The following is a 23,743-nucleotide window of genomic DNA, read 5'->3' as shown; positions in this document are numbered from 1 at the left end:
CCGCGGCCGCCGCGCCGCGCGCCCGGCGCCGGGTGGTCCGCAAGGCCACCGCGCCCGCCGGTTCGCCCTCGGGTGCCGAGGAGGCCGCCGTCGTGGTGGTGACCCCGGCCCCGGCCGCCGAGGTCGTCTCCGAGGCGCCCGCCGAGGCCGAGCCCGCCCCCGTCAAGAAGACGGCGGCGCGCAAGACCGCGGCGAAGAAGACCACGGCCAAGAAGGCCGCCGCCAAGAAGACGACGGCGACCAAGAAGACCGCGGCGAAGAAGACCACCGCGAAGAAGGCCCCGGCCAAGAAGACGGCGGAGAAGACCGCCGCCCCGGCCAAGGACTGATCCGGTGGGCGCGGGCCCGCCCCCCGAACGGGAGCGGGCCCGCGCCACACGGGCGGATTTGACCCCCCAAGGCAGCCGCCCGTAACCTAGACCGTCGGCGTGTCTATCGACGCGTCGCGCCTCTGAGCACCTTCCTCCCGCCGGCCGGGAGAGGCCGCTCATCCGATTCCGGATCGCCGCGGGCCCTCGGGTCCGTGCGGGCGGCTGGCTTCAGAGGTTTCGAACCCGAGTGAGAGAGAGATCCGCGTGTACGCCATCGTGCGCAGCGGTGGTCGCCAGCACAAGGTTGCTGTCGGCGACATCGTTGAGGTTGACAAGATTTCCACCGCCAAGGTTGGCGACACGGTCGAGCTCTCGACCCTGCTCGTTGTCGACGGCGAGGCCGTGACCAGCGACCCGTGGGTCCTGGCCGGCATCAAGGTCACGGCCGAGGTCGTGGACCACCACAAGGGCGCCAAGATCGACATCCTGCGCTACAAGAACAAGACCGGCTACCGCCGTCGCCAGGGTCACCGCCAGCAGTACACGGCGATCAAGGTCACCGGTATCCCCGCGGCTGCGAAGTAAAGAGGGACTGAGCAATGGCACACAAGAAGGGCGCATCGTCCACCCGGAACGGTCGTGACTCCAACGCCCAGCGCCTCGGCGTGAAGCGCTTCGGTGGTCAGGTCGTCAACGCGGGTGAGATCCTGATCCGTCAGCGTGGCACCCACTTCCACCCGGGCGCCGGTGTCGGCCGTGGTGGCGACGACACTCTGTTCGCCCTGCAGGCCGGTTCGGTGCAGTTCGGCACCCACCGTGGCCGCAAGGTCGTGAACATCGTTCCGGTCGCCTGATCGGAACCTTTGCGGAGGCGGACCTCACTTCCCGACAGGGAAGCGGGTCCGCCTTTCGCGTGTTACTAGATAGACATTCCGCACATCAGTACTTGGAGGCACACCCATGACCACCTTCGTGGACCGCGTCGAGCTGCACGTCGCCGCGGGTAACGGAGGCCACGGCTGCGCCTCCGTCCATCGGGAGAAGTTCAAGCCGCTCGGCGGGCCCGACGGCGGCAACGGCGGACGTGGCGGCGATGTGACCCTGGTCGTCGACCAGGCCGTCACCACGCTCCTCGAGTACCACCACTCGCCGCACCGCAAGGCGACCAACGGACAGCCCGGCGCCGGTGACAACCGCTCCGGCAAGGACGGCCAGGACCTGGTCCTGTTCGTGCCCGACGGCACCGTCGTCCTCGACAAGCAGGGCAACGTCCTCGCCGACCTCGTCGGCCAGGGCACCACCTTCGTCGCGGGCCAGGGCGGTCGCGGCGGTCTTGGCAACGCGGCGCTCTCCTCCGCGCGCCGCAAGGCCCCCGGCTTCGCGCTGCTCGGCGAGCCGGGCGAGGCGCGCGACATCATCCTGGAGCTGAAGACCGTCGCGGACGTGGCGCTCGTCGGCTACCCCAGCGCCGGAAAGTCCTCGCTGATCTCGGTGCTCTCCGCCGCCAAGCCGAAGATCGCGGACTACCCGTTCACCACGCTCGTCCCGAACCTGGGCGTCGTCACCGCCGGTTCCACGGTCTACACGATCGCCGACGTGCCGGGGCTCATCCCGGGCGCCAGCCAGGGCCGCGGCCTGGGCCTCGAATTCCTCCGCCATGTGGAGCGCTGCTCGGTCCTCGTGCACGTCCTGGACACGGCGACGCTGGAGTCGGACCGCGACCCGGTCACCGACCTCGACATCATCGAGGAGGAGCTGCGGCAGTACGGCGGTCTTGAGGACCGGCCGAGGATCGTCGTCCTCAACAAGGTCGACATCCCCGACGGCCAGGACCTCGCGGACATGATCCGCCCGGACCTCGAAGCACGCGGCTACCAGGTCTTCGAGGCCTCCGCCGTGGCGCGGCTCGGCCTCAAGGAGCTGTCCTTCGCCCTCGCCGGGATCGTCGCCGAGGCGCGCGCGGCCAAGCCGGTGGAGGAGGCGACCCGGGTCGTCATCCGCCCGAAGGCCGTCGACGACGCGGGCTTCACGGTCACGTACGACGAGGCCGAGGACGTCTACCGGGTGCGCGGCGAGAAGCCGGAGCGCTGGGTCCGCCAGACCGACTTCAGCAACGACGAGGCCGTGGGCTACCTGGCCGACCGCCTCAACCGCCTCGGCGTCGAGGACCGGCTGATGAAGGCGGGCGCCCGCGCGGGCGACGGCGTGGCGATCGGCGCCGACGACAACGCGGTCGTCTTCGACTGGGAGCCCACGATGATGGCGGGCGCCGAAATGCTCGGCCGCCGAGGCGAGGACCACCGCCTCGAAGCCCCCCGCCCCGCCGCCCAGCGTCGTCGCGACCGGGACGCGGAGCGGGACGAGGCGCAGCGGGAGTACGACGAGTTCGACCCGTTCTAGGGGGGACGCGGGGCCGCCGGGCGGAGCCGGGGCGCAGCCTCCCGAAGCCGGTGAGGCACCCCCGGGGCCGAGCCGTGCGAGGGGGGGCGGTCGAGGGGTTCTGCCCACCGCCTGGAGGCCCCCCGCCCCGCCGCCCAGCGTCGTCGCGACCGGGATGCGGAGCGGGACGAGGCGCAGCGGGAGTACGACGAGTTCGACCCGTTCCAGAGGGGACGCGGGGCCGCCGGGCGGAGCGGGAGGGCGACGGTTCGTCCCGTGCCCGAGCGGCCCGCAGGCCCGTCGGACGGCGCCGATGCGCGTTCGGCAGGTCCGTATCGTGCACGGTGGCGGCCGGGTGCCCGAGTGGGTGTCCGGCCGTCGGTGTGTGTGCGGTACGGGTCCCGACCGGCCCGGATTCCGGTTGAGGGGCCCGCGTAGGATTCTCGGATGAGCGAGAGTTCCCGGCCGCAGGCGGTCGCGCGGGTCAGTGTCGTCGTCATCGCGTACAACGACGCGGCGCACGTCGCCGACGCCGTCCGTTCCGCTCTCGCGCAGGGCGAGGCCGTCGGCGAGGTCGTCGTCGTCGACGACGCGTCCGGGGACGCGACCCCCGAGGTGCTGGCCGGTTTCGCCGCCGAGCCGCGGGTCCGCCCGCTGGTCAGGACCGAGAACAGCGGCGGCTGCGGCACCCCCCGCAACGACGGCGTCGCCGCCGCCGTCCACCCGTACGTCCTCTTCCTGGACAGCGACGACCTGCTGATGCCCGGGGCCGTCGACGGGCTGCTGGCCGTCGCCGAGGCCGAGCGCGCGGATGTCGTCGCCGGGGTCTGCGTCCGGCGTGAGCTGCCGGAGGGGCGCGAGACCGTCTGGGCCCCCACGCTGTACGACGTGACGCGGGGCGCCACGCTTCCCGGCACCGTCATCGACGGCATCGCGGCGCACCCCGAGTTCGTCCTCGACACCCTCTCCGTCAACAAGCTCTACCGCCGCGACTTCCTCGACCGGCACGCGATCCGCTTCCCCGACGGCGCCTTCCACTACGAGGACTTCGTCTTCAGCGCCCGGGTGCAGGCCGCCGTCCCCCGGCTCGCCGTCACCGACGTGCCCGTCTACGTCTGGCATGTACGCCGTCAGGCCGCGACCCTGTCGATCTCGCTGCGCCGCGCCTCCCTGGCGAACTGGGAGCACCGGATCGCCGCCCACGCCGCCGTCGTCGACGTCTTCCGCGCGGCGGGCCACCCCGCGCTCGCCCGTGCGGCGCAGGCGAAGTTCCTCGACTACGACCTCCCCATGTATCTGCGCGAGCTGCCCCAGCGCACCGCCGACTACCGGGCGGGCTGGTGGACGGCGACCCGCACCCACCTCCTCGGTTTCGAGGACGCCGCCGTCGCCGCCGCCCAGGCACCGTCCCGCTGGCTGCACTCCGCCTTCGCGGCCCTGGCCGCCGTACCGGAAGGCCCCGAGCTGACCCGGTTCGTCGAGCTGGCCGCGCCCCTGCCCCGACTCGTGCCGCCGTACCCGCGCGCCGGGGACGGCACGCCGGTGCTGGCCGCCGCCCCCGCCGACGTACCCCTGGCGGGTCTCGCGGAGCTGGCCCCCGGTGAACTGCCGGTGGCCGTGGACGGCGAGGTGGCCGTGGGCGCGTCGACCCGGCTGACCGTCACCGTGCACGACCTGTACGGGCGTGTCGCGGCCCTCGCGCCGCTCTCCGTCGGCGTGTCGTTCACCGAGCGGGTCTCCGCCGCCGAGCTGTCGGCCGAGGCGCCGCTGCTCCGCGCGGACGAGGGCTGGACGGCGACCGTGTCGGTGCCGACGTCGAAGCTGCTGCGCGCGGGGCGGCTCGCCTCCTGGTCGCTGCGGGCCGAGGTGCGCTACGCGGACGGGTCGACGGGAACGGTCGAGGTCAGGGCTCCGGGCGGGTTCACGGGCCGGCGCGGCATGGTTCTCGGGCGGCTGGGCCGGGTGCTCCTGGTGCAGGTGGTCGCCTCGGCGCGGCGCGGTCTCGTGCTCCGTTTCGCGGGGGGTGCGACCGGCGCGCGGCAGGTGGTGTCGGGGCGCTTCCGGAGGCTTCTTGCGTTCCGGTGAACATCACCGAAGGTACGCGAGAGCAGGTATGGAACAATTCATCCGGCCGGGTAGTCTTCCGGTCGTCGGGTGGCGCTCCTCATGCAGGTGGCGGCACCCACACCTGTGAAAGCCGTAAAGCGCCATTGACCCTGGCGCAGCCGGTGTACCGCCGGCCGGGACGCGTGCCAGACGTTGCCGCCCCGCACCTGTGAGAGGACTTGGATGCCGACTAGCGACGTCCCTGATGTGAGCGTCGTCATCATCGTCTACAACGATGAGGAACGGCTCCCGCGAGCGGTCCGGTCGGTGCTCGACCAGACCCTGAACAACCTCGAAGTGATCATCGCCGACGACTGCTCGACCGATGACACCGAGCGCGTCGCGCGTTCCCTTGAGGCCTCCGACCCCCGTGTCCGCTATGTGCGCCTCGAACAGAACAGCGGCGGGTGCAGCGCGCCCCGCAACCGGGGCATCGCGGTGGCCCGCGCCCCGTACGTCATGTTCCTGGACAGCGACGACGAGCTGCCCCGGCACGCCTGCAAGAGCCTGCTCCTGGTCGCCGAGGAGACCGGCGTCGACTTCGTCACCGGAGAGGTGACGCGCCTCTTCGAGGAGTCGAACACCACCGGTCTCTGGTACCCGCACCTCTTCACCGAGAAGCGGGTCGTCGAGGGCATCGCCGAGAGTCCCGAGTACTTCTTCGACCACCTGTCGACGAACAAGCTCTACCGGACCGCCTTCATCCGCGACAACGGTCTGGCCTTCCCCGAGGGCATCCACTACGAGGACCAGCTGTTCTCCGCGCAGGCGTTCTCGCTCGCGGAGTCCTTCGCCGTCGTCCCGTGGTCGGTCTACGTCTGGCGTCTGGCGCCGGAGAGCGTCTCCATCTCCTCCAGCCGCCACAAGATCCAGAACGTGGCGGACCGCATCGGCGTCGCCCGGCTCATCGACACCTGGTTCGAGGAGAACGGGCGCGCGGAGCTGCGCGCGGAGAAGGACTACAAGTTCCTCCGCCACGACTTCCGCCTCTACCTGGGCGACCTGCCCTTCCGTGACCTGGAGTGGACCGCCGAGTTCGCCGAGGTCGTCAACCCGTACCTCGAAGAGATCGCCGACGAGACCTACGAGCGCCTCTCCCGCGAGGAGCGCGTCTGCATCCACCTGCTGCGCACCGGGCGCCTCGAAGAGCTGCTCGTCGCCGCCCGCCAGCTCGGCCGGCCGCAGCTCGCGCCGCGCTTCGCGACGGAGGAGGGGGACGTCACCTACTGGGGCGCCGTCGCCCCCGCCGACGACCGGAGCCGCGCCGAGCTGGACATCAGCGAGTGGCACCTGCGCGATCAGGTCCTGGCCACCGGACGGCTGCGGCACGAGCTGACCTCCGTGACGATGCGCGGCCCGGTCGTGCACCTGGAGATCCGTACGTACGACCCGGCGGGTCTGATCACCGAGGGCACCGAAGCCTCCGTGAAGCTCGCCGCGCACAAGGTCCCGCTGTCGGTGCCGCTGACGCTGCGCCCGGACGGCGAGGGGCAGTACGTCTCCAAGGCCGAGCTTGACCTGCGCAAGGTGCCGGTCGGCAAGGTCGGCGTGGCGACCCGTCGCCACCCGGTCGTCTCCCTGGAGCGGGACGGCTCCCGCCGTACGGACATACTGCTCGCCCGGCACGACCAGCCGGACTTCCGCGCCACCGTCACCTACCACACCTTCGGCATCCACCACCTGCGCGTCCGGGCGGAGCAGAAGGGCGCGGGCCGCCTTGAGGTCACCTGGGAGCGGTCCGGCGTCCTGAAGTCGCTCGAACCGTTCGGCCCCTACGCCCGCAAGGCCAAGGGCAAGGTCGGCAAGGTCCGCAAGATCCTCGTGGGCAACGAGGGCAAGGCCACCGCGTACGACGCCGTGTCCAAGCTCCCGCGCAAGCGCAGCCTCGCCGTCTTCGAGGCGATGGAGGGCCGCGGCTACGCGGACAGCCCGCGCTACATCTACGAGGAGCTGAAGCGCCGCAACCTCCCGATCGACGTGATCTGGTCGTACTCGGGCAACCGCGCGTCCTTCCCCGACGACGTCACCCTCGTCAAGCGCGGCAGCTTCGCCTACGGGCGGGCGCTGGCGCGGGCGACCTACTGGGTCGACTCGCACAACCTGCCGTATCTGTACCCGAAGCCCAAGGGCACCCGGTACCTCCAGACCTGGCACGGCCAGACCTTCAAGGCGATGGGCTTCGACGTGCCGTCGCTGCGCGGCGCGTCGGACATCGAGAAGGCGCGGTTCCGCGCGGCCGTGGGCCGCTGGGACGCGCTGGTCTGCCCGAGCGCCGAGTTCGAGCGGACCTTCGTCCCCGCCTTCGAGGTGTCGGCCGATCTGATCCGCTCCGGCTACCCGCGCAACGACGTGCTCGTCCGCTGGGCCGAGCCCGAGCAGCAGGCCCGTGCGGCCGAGGTCCGCGAGGCGCTGCACATCCCGGAGGGCAAGAAGGTCCTGCTCTACGCCCCGACCTTCCGGGACGCGGCCCGCCGCACCGGGCAGTCGGTCCGCGTGGACCTGGCGGAGCTGGCCACGCAGCTCTCCGACGAGTGGGTCGTCGTCGTGCGGACGCACCCGTACGACCGGTTCTCCATCGCCCCCGAGCTGGGTCACTTCCTGCGCGACGGCTCCGCCTTCGCCGACATCAACGATGTGATGCTGGCCTCGGACGCGGTCCTCACGGACTACTCGTCGCTGATGTTCGACTACGCCAACACGGGCCGTCCGATCCTGCTCTACACGGACGACTACGAGTCGTACAAGGGCGGCGACCGCGGCACGTACTACGACCTGGAGGACATCGCTCCGGGGCCGATGCTGACGACCACCGAGGACCTCGCCGCAGCCGTGCGGGACCTGGAGGGCGTCAAGGAGCGGCACGCCCAGCGGTACGCGCGCTTCCAGGAAATGTTCTGCTCGTACGAGACCGGCCACGCGAGCAAGCTGGTGGTCGACGCTTTTTTCGAAGGCGGCACCCATGACTGAGGCCTCCCCCGTCCGCAACGTGTTCTTCGTCGGCATCGACGTCGACTCGATGGGCGGATCCCAGCGGGTGCTGCACACCCTCGCCCAGGGCATGGGGGAGCGCGGTCACCGTGTCGAGCTGATCGGCATCCGGCCCAGCCTCGAACCGTTCCCGTACAACGAGACGCGCTCCTACCGGCACTCGACGCTCTACCCGGCGCCCACCGCGCCCAAGCCGCCCGTGCGTACGGTCGGCGACCGGCTCAGCCTGGCGCGGCGCGCCGACACCCGGCGCGCGCGGACCGAGCGCGACCAGGCGCGGGCCGAGTTCGAGCGCAAGCTCGCCGAGGTCGAGGACGGCTACATCGTCTTCGGCTCGCCGTGGGCGGTGGACTGGGTCATGCCGCTGAAGTGGCGGCACCTCAAGGGCATAGGGCAGTACCACGAGTCCTTCGCGCAGGCGAAGCGCAGCGCCAACCTGGGGCTGATCCGGCGGCACTACCCGAGGCTGGAACAGACCCTGGTGCTCTCCGAGGGCGACGCGGTCGAGTTCGTGAACCAGCGCGTGCCGAACGTGCGGGTCATGCCGAACCCGCTGCCGTTCTACCCGGACGAGCGGGCTCCGCTCGACACCCGGAAGATCGGCGCGGTCGGCCGGCTCGACCCGATCAAGCGGTACGACCGGCTGATCGAGGCCTTCGCGCAGGCGCACAAGGGCCGGGACGGCTGGGAGCTGCACCTCTTCGGCGAGGGCCCGCTGGAGAGCCAGCTGCGGATGGCGGCCGAGGACCTCGGCGTCGCCGAGCAGGTCGTCTTCCGGGGCACCGCGCGGGACATGGCCGCCGCCTACCGCGAGCTGTCGATCGTCGCGATCAGCAGTGAGCGCGAGGGCCGCCCGATGGCGCTCGCCGAGGCCGCCGCCTGCGGTGTGCCGTGCGTCAGCTTCGACGTCTCCGGCGGTGTCCGCGAGCTGGTCGACGACGGCGTCACCGGCACCCTGGTGCCCCCGGCCGACGTGCCGGGGCTCGCCACCGCGCTCGGCGAGCTGATGGACGACGCGGACATGCGCCGCCGGTACGGCGCCGCAGGCCGTGAGCACGTGGCCCACCTCGCGCTGCCGCACGTCCTCGACCAGTGGGAAGCGGCGTTCACCGAGATCGAGCGCTAGGTCGTCCGAGGCGTACGAGGAGCCCCGCCGGGACCGTCTCCCGGCGGGGCTTCCGCGTGCCCGGGGGCTGCACCGGGGCTCCACGGGGGCCCTATGGGGGCCGGGGGAGTGGTCGGACGGCGTGGCTACACTGTCGGAATGACCTGGCTCATCACCGGCGGCGCCGGTTACATCGGTTCCCACGTCGTCAAAGCAATGACCGAGGGCGGCGAGCGCGTCGTCGTGGTCGACGACCTCAGCACGGGCAACCCGGCGCGCGTCCCCGAGGGCGTCACCCTGGAGGAGGGCTCGGTCCTCGACCGCGCGTTCCTCGACCGCGTCCTGCGCGAGCACCAGGTCGAGGGCATCGTGCACCTGGCCGCCAAGAAGCAGGTCGGCGAGTCGGTCGAGAAGCCGCTGTACTACTACCGTGAGAACGTCACGGGGCTCCAGACCATCCTCGAAGCGGCGGCCGGCGCCGGGGTGAAGAGCTTCCTCTTCTCCTCCTCCGCCTCCGTCTACGGCATGCCCGACGTGGACCTCGTCACCGAGGACACCGAGTGCCTGCCGCTGAGCCCGTACGGCGAGACCAAGCTCGTCGGCGAGTGGATGGCGCGCGCCGTCGGCCAGGCCCACGGTCTGTCGACCGCCTGTCTGCGCTACTTCAACGTGGCGGGCGCTGCGGCCCCCGAGCTGGCCGACACCGGGGTCTTCAACCTGGTGCCGATGGTCTTCGAGCGGCTCGACGCGGGCGAGTCCCCGCGTATCTTCGGCGACGACTACCCGACGCCGGACGGCACCTGCATCCGTGACTACATCCACGTCGCCGACATCGCGGACGCGCACCTGGCGGCGGCCCGCGCGCTCGCGGCGGCGGGCGAGGCCGGCGAGACGGCCACGCTGACCCTCAACATCGGGCGCGGCGAGGGCGTGTCGGTGCGCGAGATGGTCGACCTGATCAACGAGGTCACCGGACACAGCGCCGAGCCCGTGGTGACCCCGCGCCGGCCGGGCGACCCGGCCCGGGTGGTCGCCTCGGCGGAGCGTATCGAGTCGGAGCTGGGCTGGAAGGCCAAGCACGACGTCCGCTCCATGATCAGCTCCGCCTGGGAGGGCTGGAGCGCCAACCGCGTGACGGTCTGACGCACGGACCACCGACGGCGGGGCGCCCGGGACCGAAGGGTCCGGGGCACCCCGCCGTCGCGCGTCCGGCGCGTCCGGCGCGGCGGGGCGCGTACGGGTGTCGGGCGCGGTGTCCGTGCGGTGTGCGCGCGGGGGCGTCCGGTGTAGTCGTCCGCGCGGGGGCGTCCGCCTCCGCGCGCCGTCGCGTGCCCGCGCGTCCGGCTGGCTGCCCGGTCCTCTCCGTCTTGCCGGGCCTCTCGGGCCCTCCTGGTTCTCTCGGGCCTCCTGGTTCTCTCGGGCCTCCTGGTTCTCTCGGGCCTCCTGGTTCTCCCGGGCCTCCTGGTTCTCCCGGGCCTCCCGGGACCCTCGGGCCTCCCTGGACTCTCGGTTCTCCCGGGCCTCCCCGGACTCTCTGTCCTCCTGGTTCTCCCGGGCCTCACGGGCGGTGGATCCGGTCCACCCGGTAGTACCTGGCCGCGCACTGCGCCGCCCAGTCGCGCTCGTACGAGGGGGCGAAGAGCGGTTCGCTGAGCCCGCCGATCAGGTACGGGCGGTACGCGACCTCCCGGGCGCCCGCCGCCACCTCCGTCCGGATGCGGGCGTCCTGCCGGTCCCAGGCCACACCCCGCACCACCGTCACCGTGGTCAACGCGTACACCGGCCGCACCAGGGCCGCCGCCCCGCCGACGGCGACCGCACCCGCCGCCACGAGCGCAGCCGCCCGCGCGGCGGGACGGCCCGGCGCCAGGAGCCGGAGCCCGAGGACGTACCCGCCCCACGCCCCGTACGCGCAGAGGGTCAGCAGCAGCGGCAGCAGGAAGCTGGTCCAGGCGCGCCCGTAGGTCCAGCCCGCGTCCCCGTATCCGCTGCGCAGCCCGACGATGACGGCGAGCGAGGCGAGGGCGATCAGCGGCAGGGGGAGCAGCACCGCCACCAGGAACAGACGGCGGGGCGGGCGGTTCCAGGCGGGGTGACGGGGGTCGGTCCCGGGCCGCCGGGTATCGGTCCCGGGACCGCGGGGGGCGACCTCGGACCTGCGGGGATCGGCCCCGGACCTGCTGGGGCCGGTCCCGGGCCGGTGGGGACTGGTTCCGGAGCGTTGGGGACCGGTTTCGGGCCGGTGGGGACCGGTTCCGGCGTGGCGGGGCGCGGTGACGGCGAGGGCCAGGCCGATGAGCGCGCCGACGCCCACCGCCCCCAGATACGCACCCTGCCCGGCGATCGTCCCCCAGAGCCGCCACCAGTCGCCGAAGGTCTCCGCCAGTTCCGTCGCCGAGAGGGGGTTCCCCGGGTGCCGGGAGCGGCGCCATCGGGCGCCGGGGGAGGTGTAGAGGATGACGAGGCCGATGGCGAGGCCGAGGCAGGCGGCCGCGCACCAGGTGCTCGTGTACCGGTCCCTGGCCCAGCCGAACCGGGGCAGGCAGAGGACGCCGACGGCGCTCGCGAGGACCCCGGCGACCAGGCTGAACGGTTCGCTCAGCATCCCGGAGGCCACCCCGACCAGGAGCGCGGACCCGGCGGCGGCGGTCCTGGCCCACCGCAGCTCGCTGCGGGCGGCGGCGACGGCGCCGAGCACGGTCCAGAGGCCGATCACACCGGGCAGGGTGTGGGAGATGGTGGCCGGGGTCCAGAGCAGCACCTGATAGGTGCGGGTACCGGCGAAGAAGAGCAGCGCCGGGAGGAGCGCGGCGGCGGCCACGAGCAGGACGGCGGGCGGACGGCTCGGGCGCAGGACCGCCCGCCCGAGCAGGAACAGGCCCGTGCCCAGCGCGAGGACCAGGAAGGCGGGCAGCAGCTTCGGCCCCCGCATGCCGTCGGAGTAGAGCAGACCGGTCAGGAAGGCGTTGGTGACCCGTCCGTTCTGGGTCCGGTAGAAGTCCCCGGTGATGCCGAGGACGCCCAGGTCACGGACCTTCCACAGCGCACACCAGTCGTCCGACGTGGGGCGGACGTGGAGGCCGAGGAAGGCGCCGACGGAGAGCAGCGCCCCGGCTCCGGCGGCGACGAGGAGCCCGACCGGGGGGAGCGCGCGCCGCAGCCCGTCGGTGTCGTCGTCCGGGGCCGTTCCGCCGCCGCCTGCTCCGCCGTCGTCCGCCGTCGTCCTGTCACCACGGTCCGAGAGGGTCGTCCTGCTCACCGGTCATCGCTCCACGAGGGCTCTACGGGTGACAAATAGGTATAAATGCCACGTATATCAATATCTTCCTTGCATGCTTTCCTGCATGGACGACATGCCGACCGGGGGTGGCCACCCCACCGACGCCGGGCGGTCACCACCGCTCCGTACCCTGGCCGCGCTGCTCGAAGGAGAGTCCGGTGACGGTCCCTCAGGACGTACTCTCGCCCAATCCTCTGGAGTGACCGTTCCATGACCAGGCTCTCCGTCGTCGTCCCCTGCTTCAACGAGGAGGACGTCGTCGAACGCTTCGACGCGCGGATGCGGCAGGTGCTCGACACCCTCCCCGTCGGCTACGAGATCTGCTACGTCGACGACGGCAGTTCCGACGGAACGCTGGCCAGACTCCGGGCGATCGCCGCCCGGTACCCGCACCGCACCCAGTACGCCTCCTTCAGTCGCAACTTCGGCAAGGAAGCCGCCATGCTCGCCGGACTGCGCAAGTCCACCGGCGACGCCGTGGTCATCATGGACGCCGACCTCCAGCACCCGCCCGAACTCCTCGGACGCATGCTCGACCTGCACCACCAGGGGCACGACCAGGTCATGGCCCGGCGTACCCGCGAGGGCGACAAGAAGATCCGCTCCGTCCTCAGCCGGGTGTACTACCGGGCCGTCAACCGCTGGGTCGACGTCGAACTCGCCGACGGCGTCGGCGACTTCCGGCTGCTCTCCCGGCCCGCCGTGGACGCGCTGCTCTCCCTCCCCGAGTACAACCGCTTCTCCAAGGGCCTGTTCTCCTGGATCGGCTTCTCCACCGTCACCTTCGACTACCGCAACGCCGCACGCGAGGGCGGCGAGACCAAGTGGCGGTTCAGCTCCCTGGTCAACTACGGCATGGACGGGCTGATCTCCTTCAACAACCGCCCCCTGCGCATCGCCCTCTGGCTCGGCATGATGCTCACCGGACTCGCCGCCGTGTACGCCGTCTGGGTGACAGCCGCCGCCCTCACCCAGGGCGTCACCGCCCCCGGATACGTCACCCTGGTCGCGATCATCGTGGGCCTCGGGGGCGTCCAGATGGTCATGCTCGGACTCATCGGGGAGTACATCGGGCGCATCTACTACGAGACCAAACGCCGCCCGCACTTCCTCGTCAAGGAGACGCACCGCTCCTTCGGACGCGGCGCCGCCGAACGCGCCACCGGTCCCGGACGGGCCCGGCTCGCGACGGCGGAGGGCGAGCGCTGATGCCCACAGGACCCGGCCCCACCCCGACAGGACCCGGCCCCACCCCGACCGGAAGCGACCGCACACCCACCGGAACCGGCCATACCCGGACCGGAAGCGAAGGCGTACCCACGGGAACCGGCCATACCTCCACCGGGGCCGACACCGCGCCGGCCGTCCCGCGCCGTCGCCTCCGGCTCGCCGAGATATTCCGCTTCGCCCTGGTCGGCGGGGTCAACACCCTCACCTTCTTCGGCTGTTACCTGCTGCTCCATCCCCTGATGCCGTACTTCGCCGCGTATACCCTCGCCTTCCTCCTCAGCATGGTCGGCTCCTTCTTCCTCAACACCTACTTCACCTACCGCACCCGCCCCACCTGGAAGAAGTTCGCCCTCTTCCCGCTCACCAACGTCACCAACTACCTGGTGCAGAGCGTCGGTCTGTACGCCCTCGTCAGCTGGGCCGGAATGGACGACCGGATCGCGCCACTCGTCGCCGCCGTCGTCGCCATCCCGTTCACCTACGTGATCTCCCAGCGCATCCTGGTGCCCCGTGCCGCCGCCGGGAACACCGCCGACTCGGGTCCAGGAAGCGAAACGGACGAGCGGCAGCCCTCCCGGCTCGCGTAGATTGCCTGGCAGCCGCGGCCCGAGCCGGCCGCGCGCAGGACAGCCGAGTGAGGACGACGCAGGTGGCGACGGACGTGACGACACAGGTGAGCACCGAGGAGACGACCGGGGCGGGGCTCGCGCGACCGTATGTGACGGAGGCCCGCAGGATCGTCGTCAAGGTCGGCTCCTCCTCGCTCACCACCGCCTCCGGAGGGCTCGACGCCGACCGCGTCGACGCCCTCGTCGACGTCCTCGCCAAGGTCCGCAGCGGCGGTGAGAGGGAGATCGTCCTCGTCTCCTCCGGCGCCATCGCCGCCGGTCTCGCCCCCCTCGGCCTCACCCGCAGACCCAAGGACCTCGCCCGCCAGCAGGCCGCGGCCAGCGTCGGCCAGGGCCTTCTCGTCGCCCGCTACACCGCCTCCTTCGCCCGCTACGGCGTCCGCGTCGGCCAGGTCCTCCTCACCACCGACGACACCAGCCGCCGCGCCCACTACCGCAACGCCTACCGCACCCTCGACCAGCTCCTGGCCATGGGCGCGCTCCCCGTCGTCAACGAGAACGACACCGTCGCCACCGACGAGATCCGCTTCGGCGACAACGACCGGCTCGCCGCGCTCGTCGCCCACCTCGTCCGCGCCGACCTCCTCGTCCTCCTCTCCGACGTCGACGGCCTCTACGACGGCGACCCCGCCAAGCCCGGCACCACCCGGATCGCCCGGGTCACGGGCCCCGAGGACATCGCCCACGTCGAGATCGGCACGGCCGGAAAGGCGGGCGTGGGCACCGGAGGCATGGTCACCAAGGTCGAGGCCGCCCGGATCGCCGCCGCCGCGGGCATCCCCGTCGTCCTCACCTCCGCCAGCCGCGCCGCCGACGCCCTCGCCGGACGCGACACCGGCACCTACTTCCACCGCACCGGCCGCCGCTCCGCCGACCGCCTCCTCTGGCTCGCCCACGCCTCCACCCCCCAGGGCTCCCTCACCCTCGACGACGGAGCCGTCCACGCCGTCGTCGAAGGCAAGAAGTCCCTGCTCGCGGCAGGTGTCTCGGGCGTCGAGGGCGACTTCGTGGCCGGTGACCCGGTCGAGCTGCGCGACCTCGACGGCCGGGCCGTCGCCCGCGGCCTGGTCAACTTCGACGCCAAGGAACTGCCCCGGATGCTCGGCCGCTCCACCCACGCCCTCGCGGCGGAACTCGGCCCGGAGTACGAACGCGAGGTCGTCCACCGCGACGATCTGGTCGTCATCCACTGACTCGTACGCCCCACCCGAAACGGCTGAAAGTGCGGCCATCCGGAAGGGACGTTCATCAAAACCGCCCCATGTGCGCCCTCGGACTGGTCAACTTTGTCCCGGGGGTACCGAGCAAGGCGGGGACAGCACCACACGCATCACACAGGAGGCCGCCGGTGAGACGAGCGCGCCCAGCGGGGGCATCGCCCCGCGGGACTGCGGAACGCGCCCTGACCAGTGTCGAGGCCGGAGCCGACTTCGACGGGTCACGGGACAGTTCACGGGACAGTTCCGGGGACGTGAGGACCGAATCCGGCATGGAGACACGCCGGACACCCGGTCCACGCGGGGCCTGGGAGGCCCGTGAGGCACGGGAGACGGACGCCGCGGAGGAGCGGCCCGTGTCCAAGCTCTGGCACATCACCCTCAGCGTGTCCGGGGTGGAGTCACCGCTGAAGGAGGTGCGCCGCGGCCTCGAACAACTGGCCAACGACCACCCCTTCCTGCTGACCAGCCGCTACGCCAACGACCACGCCGAGATCCGGTACTGGGAGGAGGCCCGCGATCTGCACGACGCGGCGGCCGTCGCCCTGCGCCTGTGGGGTGAGCACCGACAGACCGCGAAGCTGCCGCCGTGGGAGATCGTCGGCCTTGAGGTCATCGACCGCGAGACCTACCACCAGCGCATCGCGGAGGGCTACGGCCCACCGCCCGCCGCCCCGGTCGGCGTCCACCCGTACTGACCGGCGCCCGGACCCCGGGACGGCCGCCGTCCCCGCGGGCCGACGGCACGTCTCGCAGTGCGGGATACGTGAGGGATGTCCGCAGGGCTGCCAGTACCCTGCGGACATGACCTCGCTCACGCCCCTCGACAACCTGTCCCCGGTCACCCGGGCCGCCTACCGGGCCCGGGGAGCCGCCGCCGAAATCGCGCCACTCCCGCGCGCGGCCAAGGACGACGCCCTGCTGGCGATCGCGGACGCCCTGGAAGTGCGCACCGCCGAGATCGTCGAGGCCAACGCCGAGGACATCGCCAAGGCCCGCGAGGCGGGGACCAGCGAGGCGATCATCGACCGGCTGACCCTCACCCCCGAGCGGGTCCGGGCCATCGCCGCCGACGTACGCCATGTCGCCGCGCTCCCCGACCCGGTCGGCGAGGTCGTCCGGGGCTCCACCCTCCCCAACGGCATCGACCTGCGCCAGATCCGCGTCCCGCTCGGCGTCGTCGGCATCATCTACGAGGCCCGCCCCAACGTCACCGTCGACGCCGCGGCCCTCTGCCTCAAGTCCGGCAACGCCGTCCTGCTGCGCGGCTCCTCCTCCGCCTACGCCTCCAACAGCGCCCTGGTCCGGGTCCTGCGCGACGCCATCGGCGGCGCCGGACTGCCCGCCGACGCCATCCAGCTCGTCCCCGGCGAGTCCCGCGAATCCGTCCGCGAACTGATGCGCGCCCGGGGCCTCGTGGACGTCCTCATCCCGCGCGGCGGCGCCTCCCTCATCCGGACGGTCGTCGAGGAGTCCACCGTCCCCGTCATCGAGACCGGCACCGGCAACTGCCATGTCTACGTGGACGCCCAGACCGACCTGGACATGGCCGTCGACATCCTTGTCAACTCCAAGGCCCACCGGGTCAGCGTCTGCAACGCGGCGGAGACCCTCCTCGTCCACCGGGACGTCGCCGAGGCCTTCCTGCCCCGCGCCCTCGACGCCCTCGCCGAGGCCGGCGTCACCGTCCACGCCGACGAGCGGGTCCTCGCCCTCGCCGAGGGCTCCAAGGCCACCGTCGTCCCGGCCACCGCCGAGGACTGGGAGACCGAGTACCTCTCCTACGACATCGCCGCCGCCGTCGTCGACTCCCTCGACAAGGCCGTCGAGCACATCCGCATGTGGTCCTCCGGCCACACCGAGGCCATCGTCACCACCTCGCAGGCGGCGGCCCGCCGCTTCACCCAGCTGGTCGACTCGACCACGGTCGCCGTGAACGCCTCCACCCGCTTCACGGACGGCGGACAGTTCGGCTTCGGCGCCGAGATCGGCATCTCCACCCAGAAGCTGCACGCCCGGGGCCCGATGGGCCTTCCCGAGCTGACCTCGACCAAGTACATCGTCACCGGCGACGGTCACATCCGGTAATCACCTCCTTTCGGTACGGGCGGGGAGAGTTCGCACTCTCCCTGCCCAAAACCACCTTTCGGGTCTACTCTGAATCCGTGCCGGACGACGTGGGGGGAAAGCCGTTCCAGGACGGCGGGGACCCCGATGACGCTGCCGACCGCGGAGGCGCCGACGAGGTCTGCGCCGACGTGGTCTTCGACGAGGACTTCGTACGGGCCGCCGCCTTCCACGAGCCGACCGCCGTGGAACGGCTGCTCGCCGCCGCCCAGGCCCGAGCCGAGGCCGAGTCCGCCCGAGCCCGCGCCGGCGCCGGCGGAGTCGACGACGACCCCTACGGGGACTACCCCGAGCCCCCCGGCCTCACCTACGAGCCCGACGACATCGGCGACGACGCCAGCCCCTACGGCCGCCACGGCGGCGCCCTGCGCCCCTACCGGGGCAGCGCCCGCTGGCACCGGCCCGTCGCCTGGCTGCTCGCCCTCGTCATGGGCGTCGGCATGGTCGCCCTCGCCTTCAGTGCTGTCTACCGGGGCGCGGCGGCCAACCGTCAGGACCAGGTCCCGCCGCCCGCCACCACCGGAGTCGACGCGCCGCAACCGGACTCCGCGCCGGGCACCGTCCAGGTCCCGGTAGCCGTCCCGGCACCCGCCGGACGCTCCACGTCCCCCGGATAGCCGCTCGGTACCCACCGGACCCGAGCCGCCGAAACCGGCACGCCCGACGGCCTTGACGGCGGAATTCTTCCGAACTTGTCGTGTACCTGGGCGTTTATGAAAGCCCCCGCCGACCTACCCTGAAGGTATGGCAGGCCGTGGCGACCCGCCCGAGGGGACACCCGAGGGGATCCCCGGCGGTGGCGAGGACGAGTTTCGGTCCGTCGTCTTCGACGAGGCGTTCGTCCGCGCTGCCCACCTCCAGGAACTCTCGGCCAGCGAGCGCATGGGCGAACACACCCGGGCCGTCCGCAGCCGCCCCTCCGCGTGGGAGAGCCGCAGCAGCTCCCGCCAGGCCATCCTGCTCGTCCTGCTGATCCTCCTCGCCTTCGGCACCGCCATCTACCTGGGCGTCCGCAACCCCTACCAACCGCCCGCCGACCAGCGCGCCGAGCCCCTGCGGACCACCGTGGTCCCCCTCTCACCCCAGGGCCCGGTCACCGGCGGCACCCCCGAGGCCCTCTTCGACCACAGCCCGGTGGCCGAATACCGCGTCGGCGCCGCCGGGATCAGCCTGCCCGCCGTCGGACGCACCTCCCACTTCGCCGAGAGCCAGGTCGTCACAGCCCTCGGCATCGCCAAGGACTATCTGGTGGCCTCCGCCCTGGAGCCCGACGTCCTCTCCGGCGTGACCGTACGGCCGCCGCGCCTGCTGCTCGACCCGGACCAGCTGGACCAGTTCGACCGGAGCGTCGAGGCACCCGCAGACGACGGTCGGCACGCCCCCGCGGCCTGGCTGGTCCGCTTCGACCCCCGACGGGTCGCCGTCGCGGACCCGGCCACCCGGGTCAAGGGCACCCTGCGCTACGAGGAGACCGGCACCGACACCCTGGACGTCACCGCCGACCACACGTACACCTACGCCCTCCGCCCGGCCGGCCAGGGCCCGGGATACGGCCTCCGCCCGGAGGGCCGGGCCCCGGGACCGGCCGACGCGTCCCTCTTCACCGTCCACCGGGTCGTGCACTTCCGCTTCGACCGCGACGACCTGCGCATGCACCGGGCCGAGCTGCTGACCAGCACGGTCGAGGCGGGCCCCCAGGCGTGTGGCCCGGACACCTCAGGCGACCTGCGACCGCTCCTTGCGGGCGAGCGGGCCCCCGGCGGCGATCGCCCGGCGCTCACCGACCCGTACGCCACGGCCCGGCCCGCCGCCCCGTTCCTCTGCGGAGCCCTGTCCCCGAAGGCCGAGCCCACGCCGTAGTAGCCCTGGCCTTCGCAGCCACCCTGGCTCCGTAGCCGCCGTAGTCGTGGCCGCCGTAGTCGTCGTGGCCACCCCTGCCGCCGTGGCCGCCGTAGTCGTCGTTGCCGCTGCGGCGGTGCTGGCCCGCCCGGCCGTCCTAGCCCCGGGAGTCCCCGCTCTCCCCGGTCTCCCCGCTCTGGCCGCCCCTGCCGTCCTGGTCGCCCTTCTCGCTCTTTCCGCCTTCGGAGGCCTTGTCGCCCGGAGTGCCCTCGTGGCCCGGGGTCTCCGTGTCGCCGGGGGCGGTCTTCCCGCTCGGGGAGTCCTTCGTGCCCTGGCCGCCGCCGAAGGCGTTGCGGAGCCGGCCGCCCAGATCGCCCGCCAGGTCACCGGCGCCGCCTGCTATGTCCCCGACCAGCTTCAGGAGGGGATCCTTGCTGGTCCGCACCGTGTCGGCGTAGTGCCCGGCCGACTCGCGGAAGGCGTCCGTGACGGAGGTGTCCTTGTCCTCCGTGCGCTTCGGGTAGTGCCCGTCCATGATCCGCTGGAAGTCGCGGCCCTCCGCCCACTTCTTCAGCTCCGCCGCCCGGACGGTGGTGAAGGGGTGCGAACGGGGCAGCACATTGAGGATCTTCAGGACCGAGTCCCGCAGGTCACCGGCCTTCTCGTACTCCTCGGCCTGCGCGAGGAACGCGTCCACGTTCATCTCGTGGAGGTGGTTGCCGCCCGCGATCTTCATCAGCCCGCGCATCGACGCCCGTACGTCCTGACCGACGAGGAGTCCGGCCCGGTCCGCGGAGAGTTCGGACTTGCGGAACCACTCGCGCAGCGCCGTCACGATCGCCGTGATCGCCACGTTCCCCAGCGGGATCCAGGCGACCTTGAGCGCGAGCCCGGTGAGGAAGAGCAGCACCGTGCGGTACACGGAGTGCCCGGAGAGGGCGTGACCGACCTCGTGCCCGACGACCGCCCGCATCTCCTCCTCGTCGAGCAGCTCCACCAGACCGGTGGTGACCACGATGATCGGCTCGTCGAGACCGATGCACATCGCGTTGGGCTTCGGATCCTGCGTCACGTACATCGCCGGGACCTTCTCCAGGTCCAGGATGTAACAGGCGTCCCGCAGCATGTCGTTGAGGTGCCCGAACTGGGCGTCGCTCACCCGGACGGAGTCCGAGAGGAAGAGCAGTCGCAGGCTGCGCTCGGGCAGGAGCCCGCTGAGCGCCTTGAAGACCGTGTCGAAGCCGCTCAGCTTGCGCAGCGCCACCAGCGCCGAGCGGTCGGCCGGATGCTCGTAGGTCCGCGAGGAGATGCCGGGGAACCGCTTCCGCTGCCTGCTCGGCACGTTCCCCAGGTCGTTCTCGGTCATGGATGCCCCCTGTTCGTACGAGTCGGTGCTCGTCCCCCTGACGGAACCCACCCTAGGCGCTGGCGCTACCGTGTGCCCGGGGCCCTGTGGATAACTTCGGGCACCACGGACGAACGAGGAGTACGACCGCCATGCCGGACACCGCCGACGCCGCAGCCCTCCTGCTCGCGGACGCCGCACAGCAGGGGCCGGGCGACACGCTCCGCATCGTGCTGCTCGTCTCCATCGTGGGCGGCGCGCTGCTCGCCTGGTTCCTCCTCCGGGGCTACCGGAGCGGCTCGGACGAGACCGACGGGCCCTCCGGCGGCGCCGAAGGCAACACGGAGCGCGACGCCAACGCCTGAGTCGGCGTGAGCCTCCACGGACCGCCCGCATACGATGTGCGCGAAGTCTCCGCTCCCATCCCCGATCGATAGGTCTGTCGAAGATGAGCCTCCACAGCACCGCCGCCAACCTGGTCTCTCTCGCCGAGGGCGCCGAGCACGGCGGCAACCACGAAAGCCTCAGCCCCTACCTCACCGGCTTCGGCGCGTTCGGCGCCCTTCTGCTGCTGCTGTGGATCACCACTCGTTTCAACCGCGACCGCTGAACCGGAGACCCTGATCCGGCGCCCGCCGCCGTGCCAGTAGGCTCTGCACGCATGGGAGAGCAGGAAGTGCCTACTGGCGCGCGCGGGAAGCGTCGACTCGGCGTGATGGGCGGGACCTTCGACCCGATCCACCACGGCCACCTGGTGGCGGCCAGCGAGGTCGCCGCCTTGTTCGATCTGGACGAGGTGGTGTTCGTACCGACGGGGCAGCCATGGCAGAAGAGTGACAAGACCGTGTCGGCGGCGGAGGACCGCTACCTGATGACGGTCATCGCCACCGCCTCCAACCCGCAGTTCTCGGTCAGCCGGATCGACATCGACCGCGGCGGCGCCACCTACACCATCGACACCCTCCGGGACCTGCGCTCCCTCAACAGCGACTCCGACCTCTTCTTCATCACCGGGGCCGACGCGCTGTCGCAGATCCTCACCTGGCGCGACGCCGAGGAGTTGTTCTCGCTCGCCCACTTCATCGGCGTCACCCGGCCGGGCCACGACCTCACCGACGACGGACTGCCCAAGGGCGGCGTCTCCCTGGTCGAGGTGCCCGCGCTCGCCATCTCCTCCACCGACTGCCGGGCACGGGTCGCCGAGGGCGATCCCGTCTGGTACCTGGTCCCGGACGGCGTGGTGCGCTACATCGACAAGCGCCAGTTGTACCGCGGCGAGTGAACTTCCGGGAGGGGCACCCGTGAACGACCAGCAACACCCGTACGACCCGTACTACCCACAGCCGCAGATCATCGGCTACGACGAGTACGGCCAGCCGGTGTACCAGCAGCCACAGGCACCCCAGCAGGCCCCCGGGCAGCACTACGACCCGTACGGAGCACAGCAGCAGGCCCAGCCGCAACAGCAGCCGTCGTACGGCTACGACCCCTACGCCCAGCAGCAGCCCTCCTACGACCCGTACGGACAGCAGGGCTACGCCTACCCCGGCTACGACGACGGACAGCAGTGGGCCGCGCCGACGGAGCCCGCCCCGGCCCCCGCGCAGAACCCCGTCCCGGCCCCCGCCCAGGACCCCGTCCCCGCGCCCGCGCCGATGCGGACACCGCAGGCCCCGCCCGTCGAGGCCCAGGCCGGATTCCCCGGGCAGCGGCCGCCCGCGTCCGAGCGGCCCGCCCCGGCCCGTCCCGGCGACGCCGACGGAGCCTCGGACGGCCGGGACTACCGCACCGAGCAGTTCTCGTTCATCGAGGAGCCCGACGAGGACTCCGAGGACGTCATCGACTGGCTCAAGTTCACCGAGAGCCGCTCGGAGCGCCGCGAGGAGGCCCGGCGCCGGGGCCGCCACCGGATCGTCGCCCTGGTCGTCGTCCTCGTGCTCGCCGTCGCGGGCGGGATCGGCTACCTCTGGTCCGCCGGTCTCCTCCCCGGCTCGTCCGACGACGACGCCAAGGGCGCGACCGCCGCCACCGGCCCGCAGAAGCGCGACATGATCGTCGTCCACCTCCACGACATCAAGAACAACCGGACCTCCACCGCCCTGCTCGTCGACAACACCACCACCCGCCAGGGCACCACCGTCCTGCTCCCCAACTCCGTCGTCGTCGCCGACGACGAGGGCGCGGCGACCACCCTCGGCAAATCGGTCGAGGACGACGGCGCCGGCGGGACCAGGGAGGCCATCGACAACCTCCTCGGCACCGGCATCACCGGCACCTGGCGCCTGGACACCCCGTACCTGGAGAACCTCGTCGAGACCGTCGGCGGCATCGAGACGGACACCGACGCGCAGGTCCCCGACACCGGGAAGGCCGCCGAGCCGCTCGTCCGGAAGGGCGAGAAGCAGACACTCGACGGCCGCGCCGCCGTCGCCTACGCCACCTACCGGGGCCCCGGCGAGGCCGAGGACAAGCAGCTCCAGCGCTTCGGCCAGGTCGTCTACGCCACCCTGCGGAAGTTCTCCTCCGACCCCGAGGCCGCCACGGTCACCATCCAGACCCTCCAGCAGATCCTCGACCCCTCGCTCCCCGAGAAGGACCTGGGCGCGTCCCTGGCCAAGCTCGCCGAGCACGCCAAGCTCGGCGACTACAAGACGACCGTCCTCCCGGTGGCCCAGGACGGCACGCTGACCGAGGGCGCGGGCGAGTCCCTGGTGAAGGACGTCCTGGGCGGCAAGGTCACCGCGCCCAGGACCGACGACGTGCCCCGGGTCTCGGTCCGAGACGGCTCCGGGAAGAAGGCGACCGAGGCGGCCCGGGTCGTCCTGATCAACGGCGGCTTCTCCTTCGTGGGCGGCACGGAGACGACGACCCAGGAGAAGTCGCAGGTCGTGTACGCCGACGAGGCCCAGAAGGCGACGGCGGCCGAGGTCGCCAAGACGCTGGGCCTGCCGGCCGAATCCGTCACCAAGGGCAAGCCCTCAGGAGCGGCGGCGGTCACCGTCGTCCTGGGCAAGGACTACAAGGTCCCGGGAGCCCGCTAGTCGGTGCCTTCCGGACCGGACAGGACCCCGGCTTCCCGGGTCCCGGCACGGTCCGGAAGGCCAGGCCCCGGCCCGCTCCCGGCTCCGGCGGGCGCGGGCCGGGGCCTGCCCGGGGACCGCTCGGGAAAACGTTGGCGGGGTCGTCG

At 72.0% G+C, this 23,743-nt stretch carries 20 protein-coding genes and 1 pseudogene; 19 read left to right on the top strand and 2 right to left on the bottom strand.

What is annotated here, in order from left to right:
• From BU197_RS23480 to galE, 8 genes and pseudogenes are all read left to right on the top strand, one after another.
• Positions 1 to 329: pseudogene (locus BU197_RS23480) on the top strand (ribonuclease E/G); the annotation flags it as partial.
• A gap of 246 nt (positions 330 to 575) precedes the next feature.
• Positions 576 to 896, top strand: a complete 321-nt coding sequence (gene rplU / locus BU197_RS23475; RefSeq protein ID WP_030013082.1) for a 50S ribosomal protein L21 — start codon at positions 576 to 578, stop codon at positions 894 to 896.
• A gap of 14 nt (positions 897 to 910) precedes the next feature.
• On the top strand, positions 911 to 1,165 hold the full coding sequence (gene rpmA / locus BU197_RS23470; RefSeq protein WP_073807354.1) for a 50S ribosomal protein L27: 255 nt from the start codon (positions 911 to 913) through the stop codon (positions 1,163 to 1,165).
• Between the two features lie 106 nt (positions 1,166 to 1,271).
• A complete protein-coding gene (obgE, locus tag BU197_RS23465; RefSeq protein WP_188270291.1) occupies positions 1,272 to 2,711 on the top strand; it encodes a GTPase ObgE in 1,440 nt (479 codons plus the stop codon).
• 426 nt (positions 2,712 to 3,137) lie between these two features.
• The gene (locus BU197_RS23460) at positions 3,138 to 4,775 is read left to right on the top strand and encodes a glycosyltransferase family 2 protein (RefSeq protein WP_188270290.1); all 1,638 of its coding nucleotides are present in this window, start codon (positions 3,138 to 3,140) and stop codon (positions 4,773 to 4,775) included.
• Between the two features lie 204 nt (positions 4,776 to 4,979).
• Positions 4,980 to 7,763 carry a CDP-glycerol glycerophosphotransferase family protein gene (locus tag BU197_RS23455; protein WP_188270289.1) on the top strand — a complete coding sequence of 928 codons (2,784 nt, stop codon included), beginning with the start codon at positions 4,980 to 4,982 and terminating at the stop codon, positions 7,761 to 7,763.
• A complete protein-coding gene (locus tag BU197_RS23450) occupies positions 7,756 to 8,910 on the top strand; it encodes a glycosyltransferase (RefSeq protein ID WP_188270288.1) in 1,155 nt (384 codons plus the stop codon). Before BU197_RS23455 ends, BU197_RS23450 begins: the two co-directional genes overlap by 8 nt.
• A 138-nt stretch (positions 8,911 to 9,048) precedes the next feature.
• Positions 9,049 to 10,032 carry a UDP-glucose 4-epimerase GalE gene (gene galE, locus BU197_RS23445; protein WP_188270287.1) on the top strand — a complete coding sequence of 328 codons (984 nt, stop codon included), beginning with the start codon at positions 9,049 to 9,051 and terminating at the stop codon, positions 10,030 to 10,032.
• Positions 10,033 to 10,447: 415 nt separating this feature from the next.
• On the opposite strand, the gene BU197_RS23440 is transcribed toward galE, so the two are convergent.
• Positions 10,448 to 12,148: a hypothetical protein gene (locus BU197_RS23440; protein WP_188270286.1), complete on the bottom strand. Its 1,701-nt coding sequence runs from the start codon at positions 12,146 to 12,148 to the stop codon at positions 10,448 to 10,450.
• Between the two features lie 231 nt (positions 12,149 to 12,379).
• On the opposite strand from BU197_RS23440, the gene BU197_RS23435 reads away from it, so the two are divergent.
• The 7 genes from BU197_RS23435 (at position 12,380) to BU197_RS23405 (ending at position 19,232) form a co-directional block, all read left to right on the top strand.
• The gene (locus BU197_RS23435; RefSeq protein ID WP_188270285.1) at positions 12,380 to 13,378 is read left to right on the top strand and encodes a glycosyltransferase family 2 protein; all 999 of its coding nucleotides are present in this window, start codon (positions 12,380 to 12,382) and stop codon (positions 13,376 to 13,378) included.
• A gap of 185 nt (positions 13,379 to 13,563) precedes the next feature.
• The gene (locus BU197_RS23430; protein WP_188270297.1) at positions 13,564 to 13,986 is read left to right on the top strand and encodes a GtrA family protein; all 423 of its coding nucleotides are present in this window, start codon (positions 13,564 to 13,566) and stop codon (positions 13,984 to 13,986) included.
• A 131-nt stretch (positions 13,987 to 14,117) separates the two neighbouring features.
• The gene (gene proB, locus BU197_RS23425; protein WP_188270296.1) at positions 14,118 to 15,221 is read left to right on the top strand and encodes a glutamate 5-kinase; all 1,104 of its coding nucleotides are present in this window, start codon (positions 14,118 to 14,120) and stop codon (positions 15,219 to 15,221) included.
• Positions 15,222 to 15,376: 155 nt separating this feature from the next.
• Positions 15,377 to 15,943: a hypothetical protein gene (locus tag BU197_RS23420; RefSeq protein ID WP_188270284.1), complete on the top strand. Its 567-nt coding sequence runs from the start codon at positions 15,377 to 15,379 to the stop codon at positions 15,941 to 15,943.
• Between the two features lie 106 nt (positions 15,944 to 16,049).
• Positions 16,050 to 17,333, top strand: coding sequence for a glutamate-5-semialdehyde dehydrogenase (locus BU197_RS23415; RefSeq protein WP_188270283.1), 1,284 nt, complete (start codon positions 16,050 to 16,052; stop codon positions 17,331 to 17,333).
• A 77-nt stretch (positions 17,334 to 17,410) separates the two neighbouring features.
• Complete coding sequence (locus BU197_RS23410; protein WP_317452221.1) at positions 17,411 to 17,989, top strand: hypothetical protein; 579 nt, start codon at positions 17,411 to 17,413, stop codon at positions 17,987 to 17,989.
• A gap of 127 nt (positions 17,990 to 18,116) precedes the next feature.
• Positions 18,117 to 19,232 carry a hypothetical protein gene (locus BU197_RS23405; RefSeq protein ID WP_188270282.1) on the top strand — a complete coding sequence of 372 codons (1,116 nt, stop codon included), beginning with the start codon at positions 18,117 to 18,119 and terminating at the stop codon, positions 19,230 to 19,232.
• 136 nt (positions 19,233 to 19,368) lie between these two features.
• Here the strand turns inward: BU197_RS23405 and BU197_RS23400 are convergent, their stop codons facing one another.
• Entirely contained in the window at positions 19,369 to 20,577 is a 1,209-nt protein-coding gene (locus BU197_RS23400) for a M48 family metallopeptidase (protein ID WP_223183424.1), read from the bottom strand.
• A gap of 131 nt (positions 20,578 to 20,708) precedes the next feature.
• On the opposite strand from BU197_RS23400, the gene BU197_RS23395 reads away from it, so the two are divergent.
• The 4 genes from BU197_RS23395 (at position 20,709) to BU197_RS23380 (ending at position 23,597) form a co-directional block, all read left to right on the top strand.
• Positions 20,709 to 20,921: a hypothetical protein gene (locus BU197_RS23395; RefSeq protein WP_188270281.1), complete on the top strand. Its 213-nt coding sequence runs from the start codon at positions 20,709 to 20,711 to the stop codon at positions 20,919 to 20,921.
• 83 nt (positions 20,922 to 21,004) lie between these two features.
• On the top strand, positions 21,005 to 21,166 hold the full coding sequence (locus BU197_RS23390; protein WP_188270280.1) for a hypothetical protein: 162 nt from the start codon (positions 21,005 to 21,007) through the stop codon (positions 21,164 to 21,166).
• 51 nt (positions 21,167 to 21,217) lie between these two features.
• Positions 21,218 to 21,838: a nicotinate-nucleotide adenylyltransferase gene (nadD, locus tag BU197_RS23385; RefSeq protein WP_188270279.1), complete on the top strand. Its 621-nt coding sequence runs from the start codon at positions 21,218 to 21,220 to the stop codon at positions 21,836 to 21,838.
• A 19-nt stretch (positions 21,839 to 21,857) separates the two neighbouring features.
• On the top strand, positions 21,858 to 23,597 hold the full coding sequence (locus BU197_RS23380; RefSeq protein ID WP_188270278.1) for an LCP family protein: 1,740 nt from the start codon (positions 21,858 to 21,860) through the stop codon (positions 23,595 to 23,597).
• The last annotated feature ends 146 nt before the right edge of the window (positions 23,598 to 23,743 follow it).

Source organism: Streptomyces sp. CBMA291, from assembly GCF_014596525.1.
Taxonomy (GTDB): Bacteria; Actinomycetota; Actinomycetes; order Streptomycetales; family Streptomycetaceae; genus Streptomyces.
The sequence above is the reverse complement of the archived record's forward strand: the minus strand, read 5'-3'. Positions and strand labels throughout refer to the sequence as shown.

What these genes read in the sequence shown, in the direction of transcription:
- BU197_RS23405 (WP_188270282.1), top strand. Translation starts at nt 18,117, where the DNA reads ATGGCAGGCCGTGGCGACCCGCCCGAGGGGACACCCGAGGGGATCCCC.
- BU197_RS23390 (WP_188270280.1), top strand. Translation starts at nt 21,005, where the DNA reads ATGAGCCTCCACAGCACCGCCGCCAACCTGGTCTCTCTCGCCGAGGGC.
- BU197_RS23435 (WP_188270285.1), top strand. Translation starts at nt 12,380, where the DNA reads ATGACCAGGCTCTCCGTCGTCGTCCCCTGCTTCAACGAGGAGGACGTC.
- BU197_RS23455 (WP_188270289.1), top strand. Translation starts at nt 4,980, where the DNA reads ATGCCGACTAGCGACGTCCCTGATGTGAGCGTCGTCATCATCGTCTAC.
- rpmA (WP_073807354.1), top strand. Translation starts at nt 911, where the DNA reads ATGGCACACAAGAAGGGCGCATCGTCCACCCGGAACGGTCGTGACTCC.
- obgE (WP_188270291.1), top strand. Translation starts at nt 1,272, where the DNA reads ATGACCACCTTCGTGGACCGCGTCGAGCTGCACGTCGCCGCGGGTAAC.
- BU197_RS23395 (WP_188270281.1), top strand. Translation starts at nt 20,709, where the DNA reads ATGCCGGACACCGCCGACGCCGCAGCCCTCCTGCTCGCGGACGCCGCA.
- nadD (WP_188270279.1), top strand. Translation starts at nt 21,218, where the DNA reads ATGGGAGAGCAGGAAGTGCCTACTGGCGCGCGCGGGAAGCGTCGACTC.
- BU197_RS23400 (WP_223183424.1), bottom strand. Translation starts at nt 20,577, where the DNA reads ATGACCGAGAACGACCTGGGGAACGTGCCGAGCAGGCAGCGGAAGCGG.
- BU197_RS23450 (WP_188270288.1), top strand. Translation starts at nt 7,756, where the DNA reads ATGACTGAGGCCTCCCCCGTCCGCAACGTGTTCTTCGTCGGCATCGAC.
- BU197_RS23415 (WP_188270283.1), top strand. Translation starts at nt 16,050, where the DNA reads ATGACCTCGCTCACGCCCCTCGACAACCTGTCCCCGGTCACCCGGGCC.
- BU197_RS23460 (WP_188270290.1), top strand. Translation starts at nt 3,138, where the DNA reads ATGAGCGAGAGTTCCCGGCCGCAGGCGGTCGCGCGGGTCAGTGTCGTC.
- galE (WP_188270287.1), top strand. Translation starts at nt 9,049, where the DNA reads ATGACCTGGCTCATCACCGGCGGCGCCGGTTACATCGGTTCCCACGTC.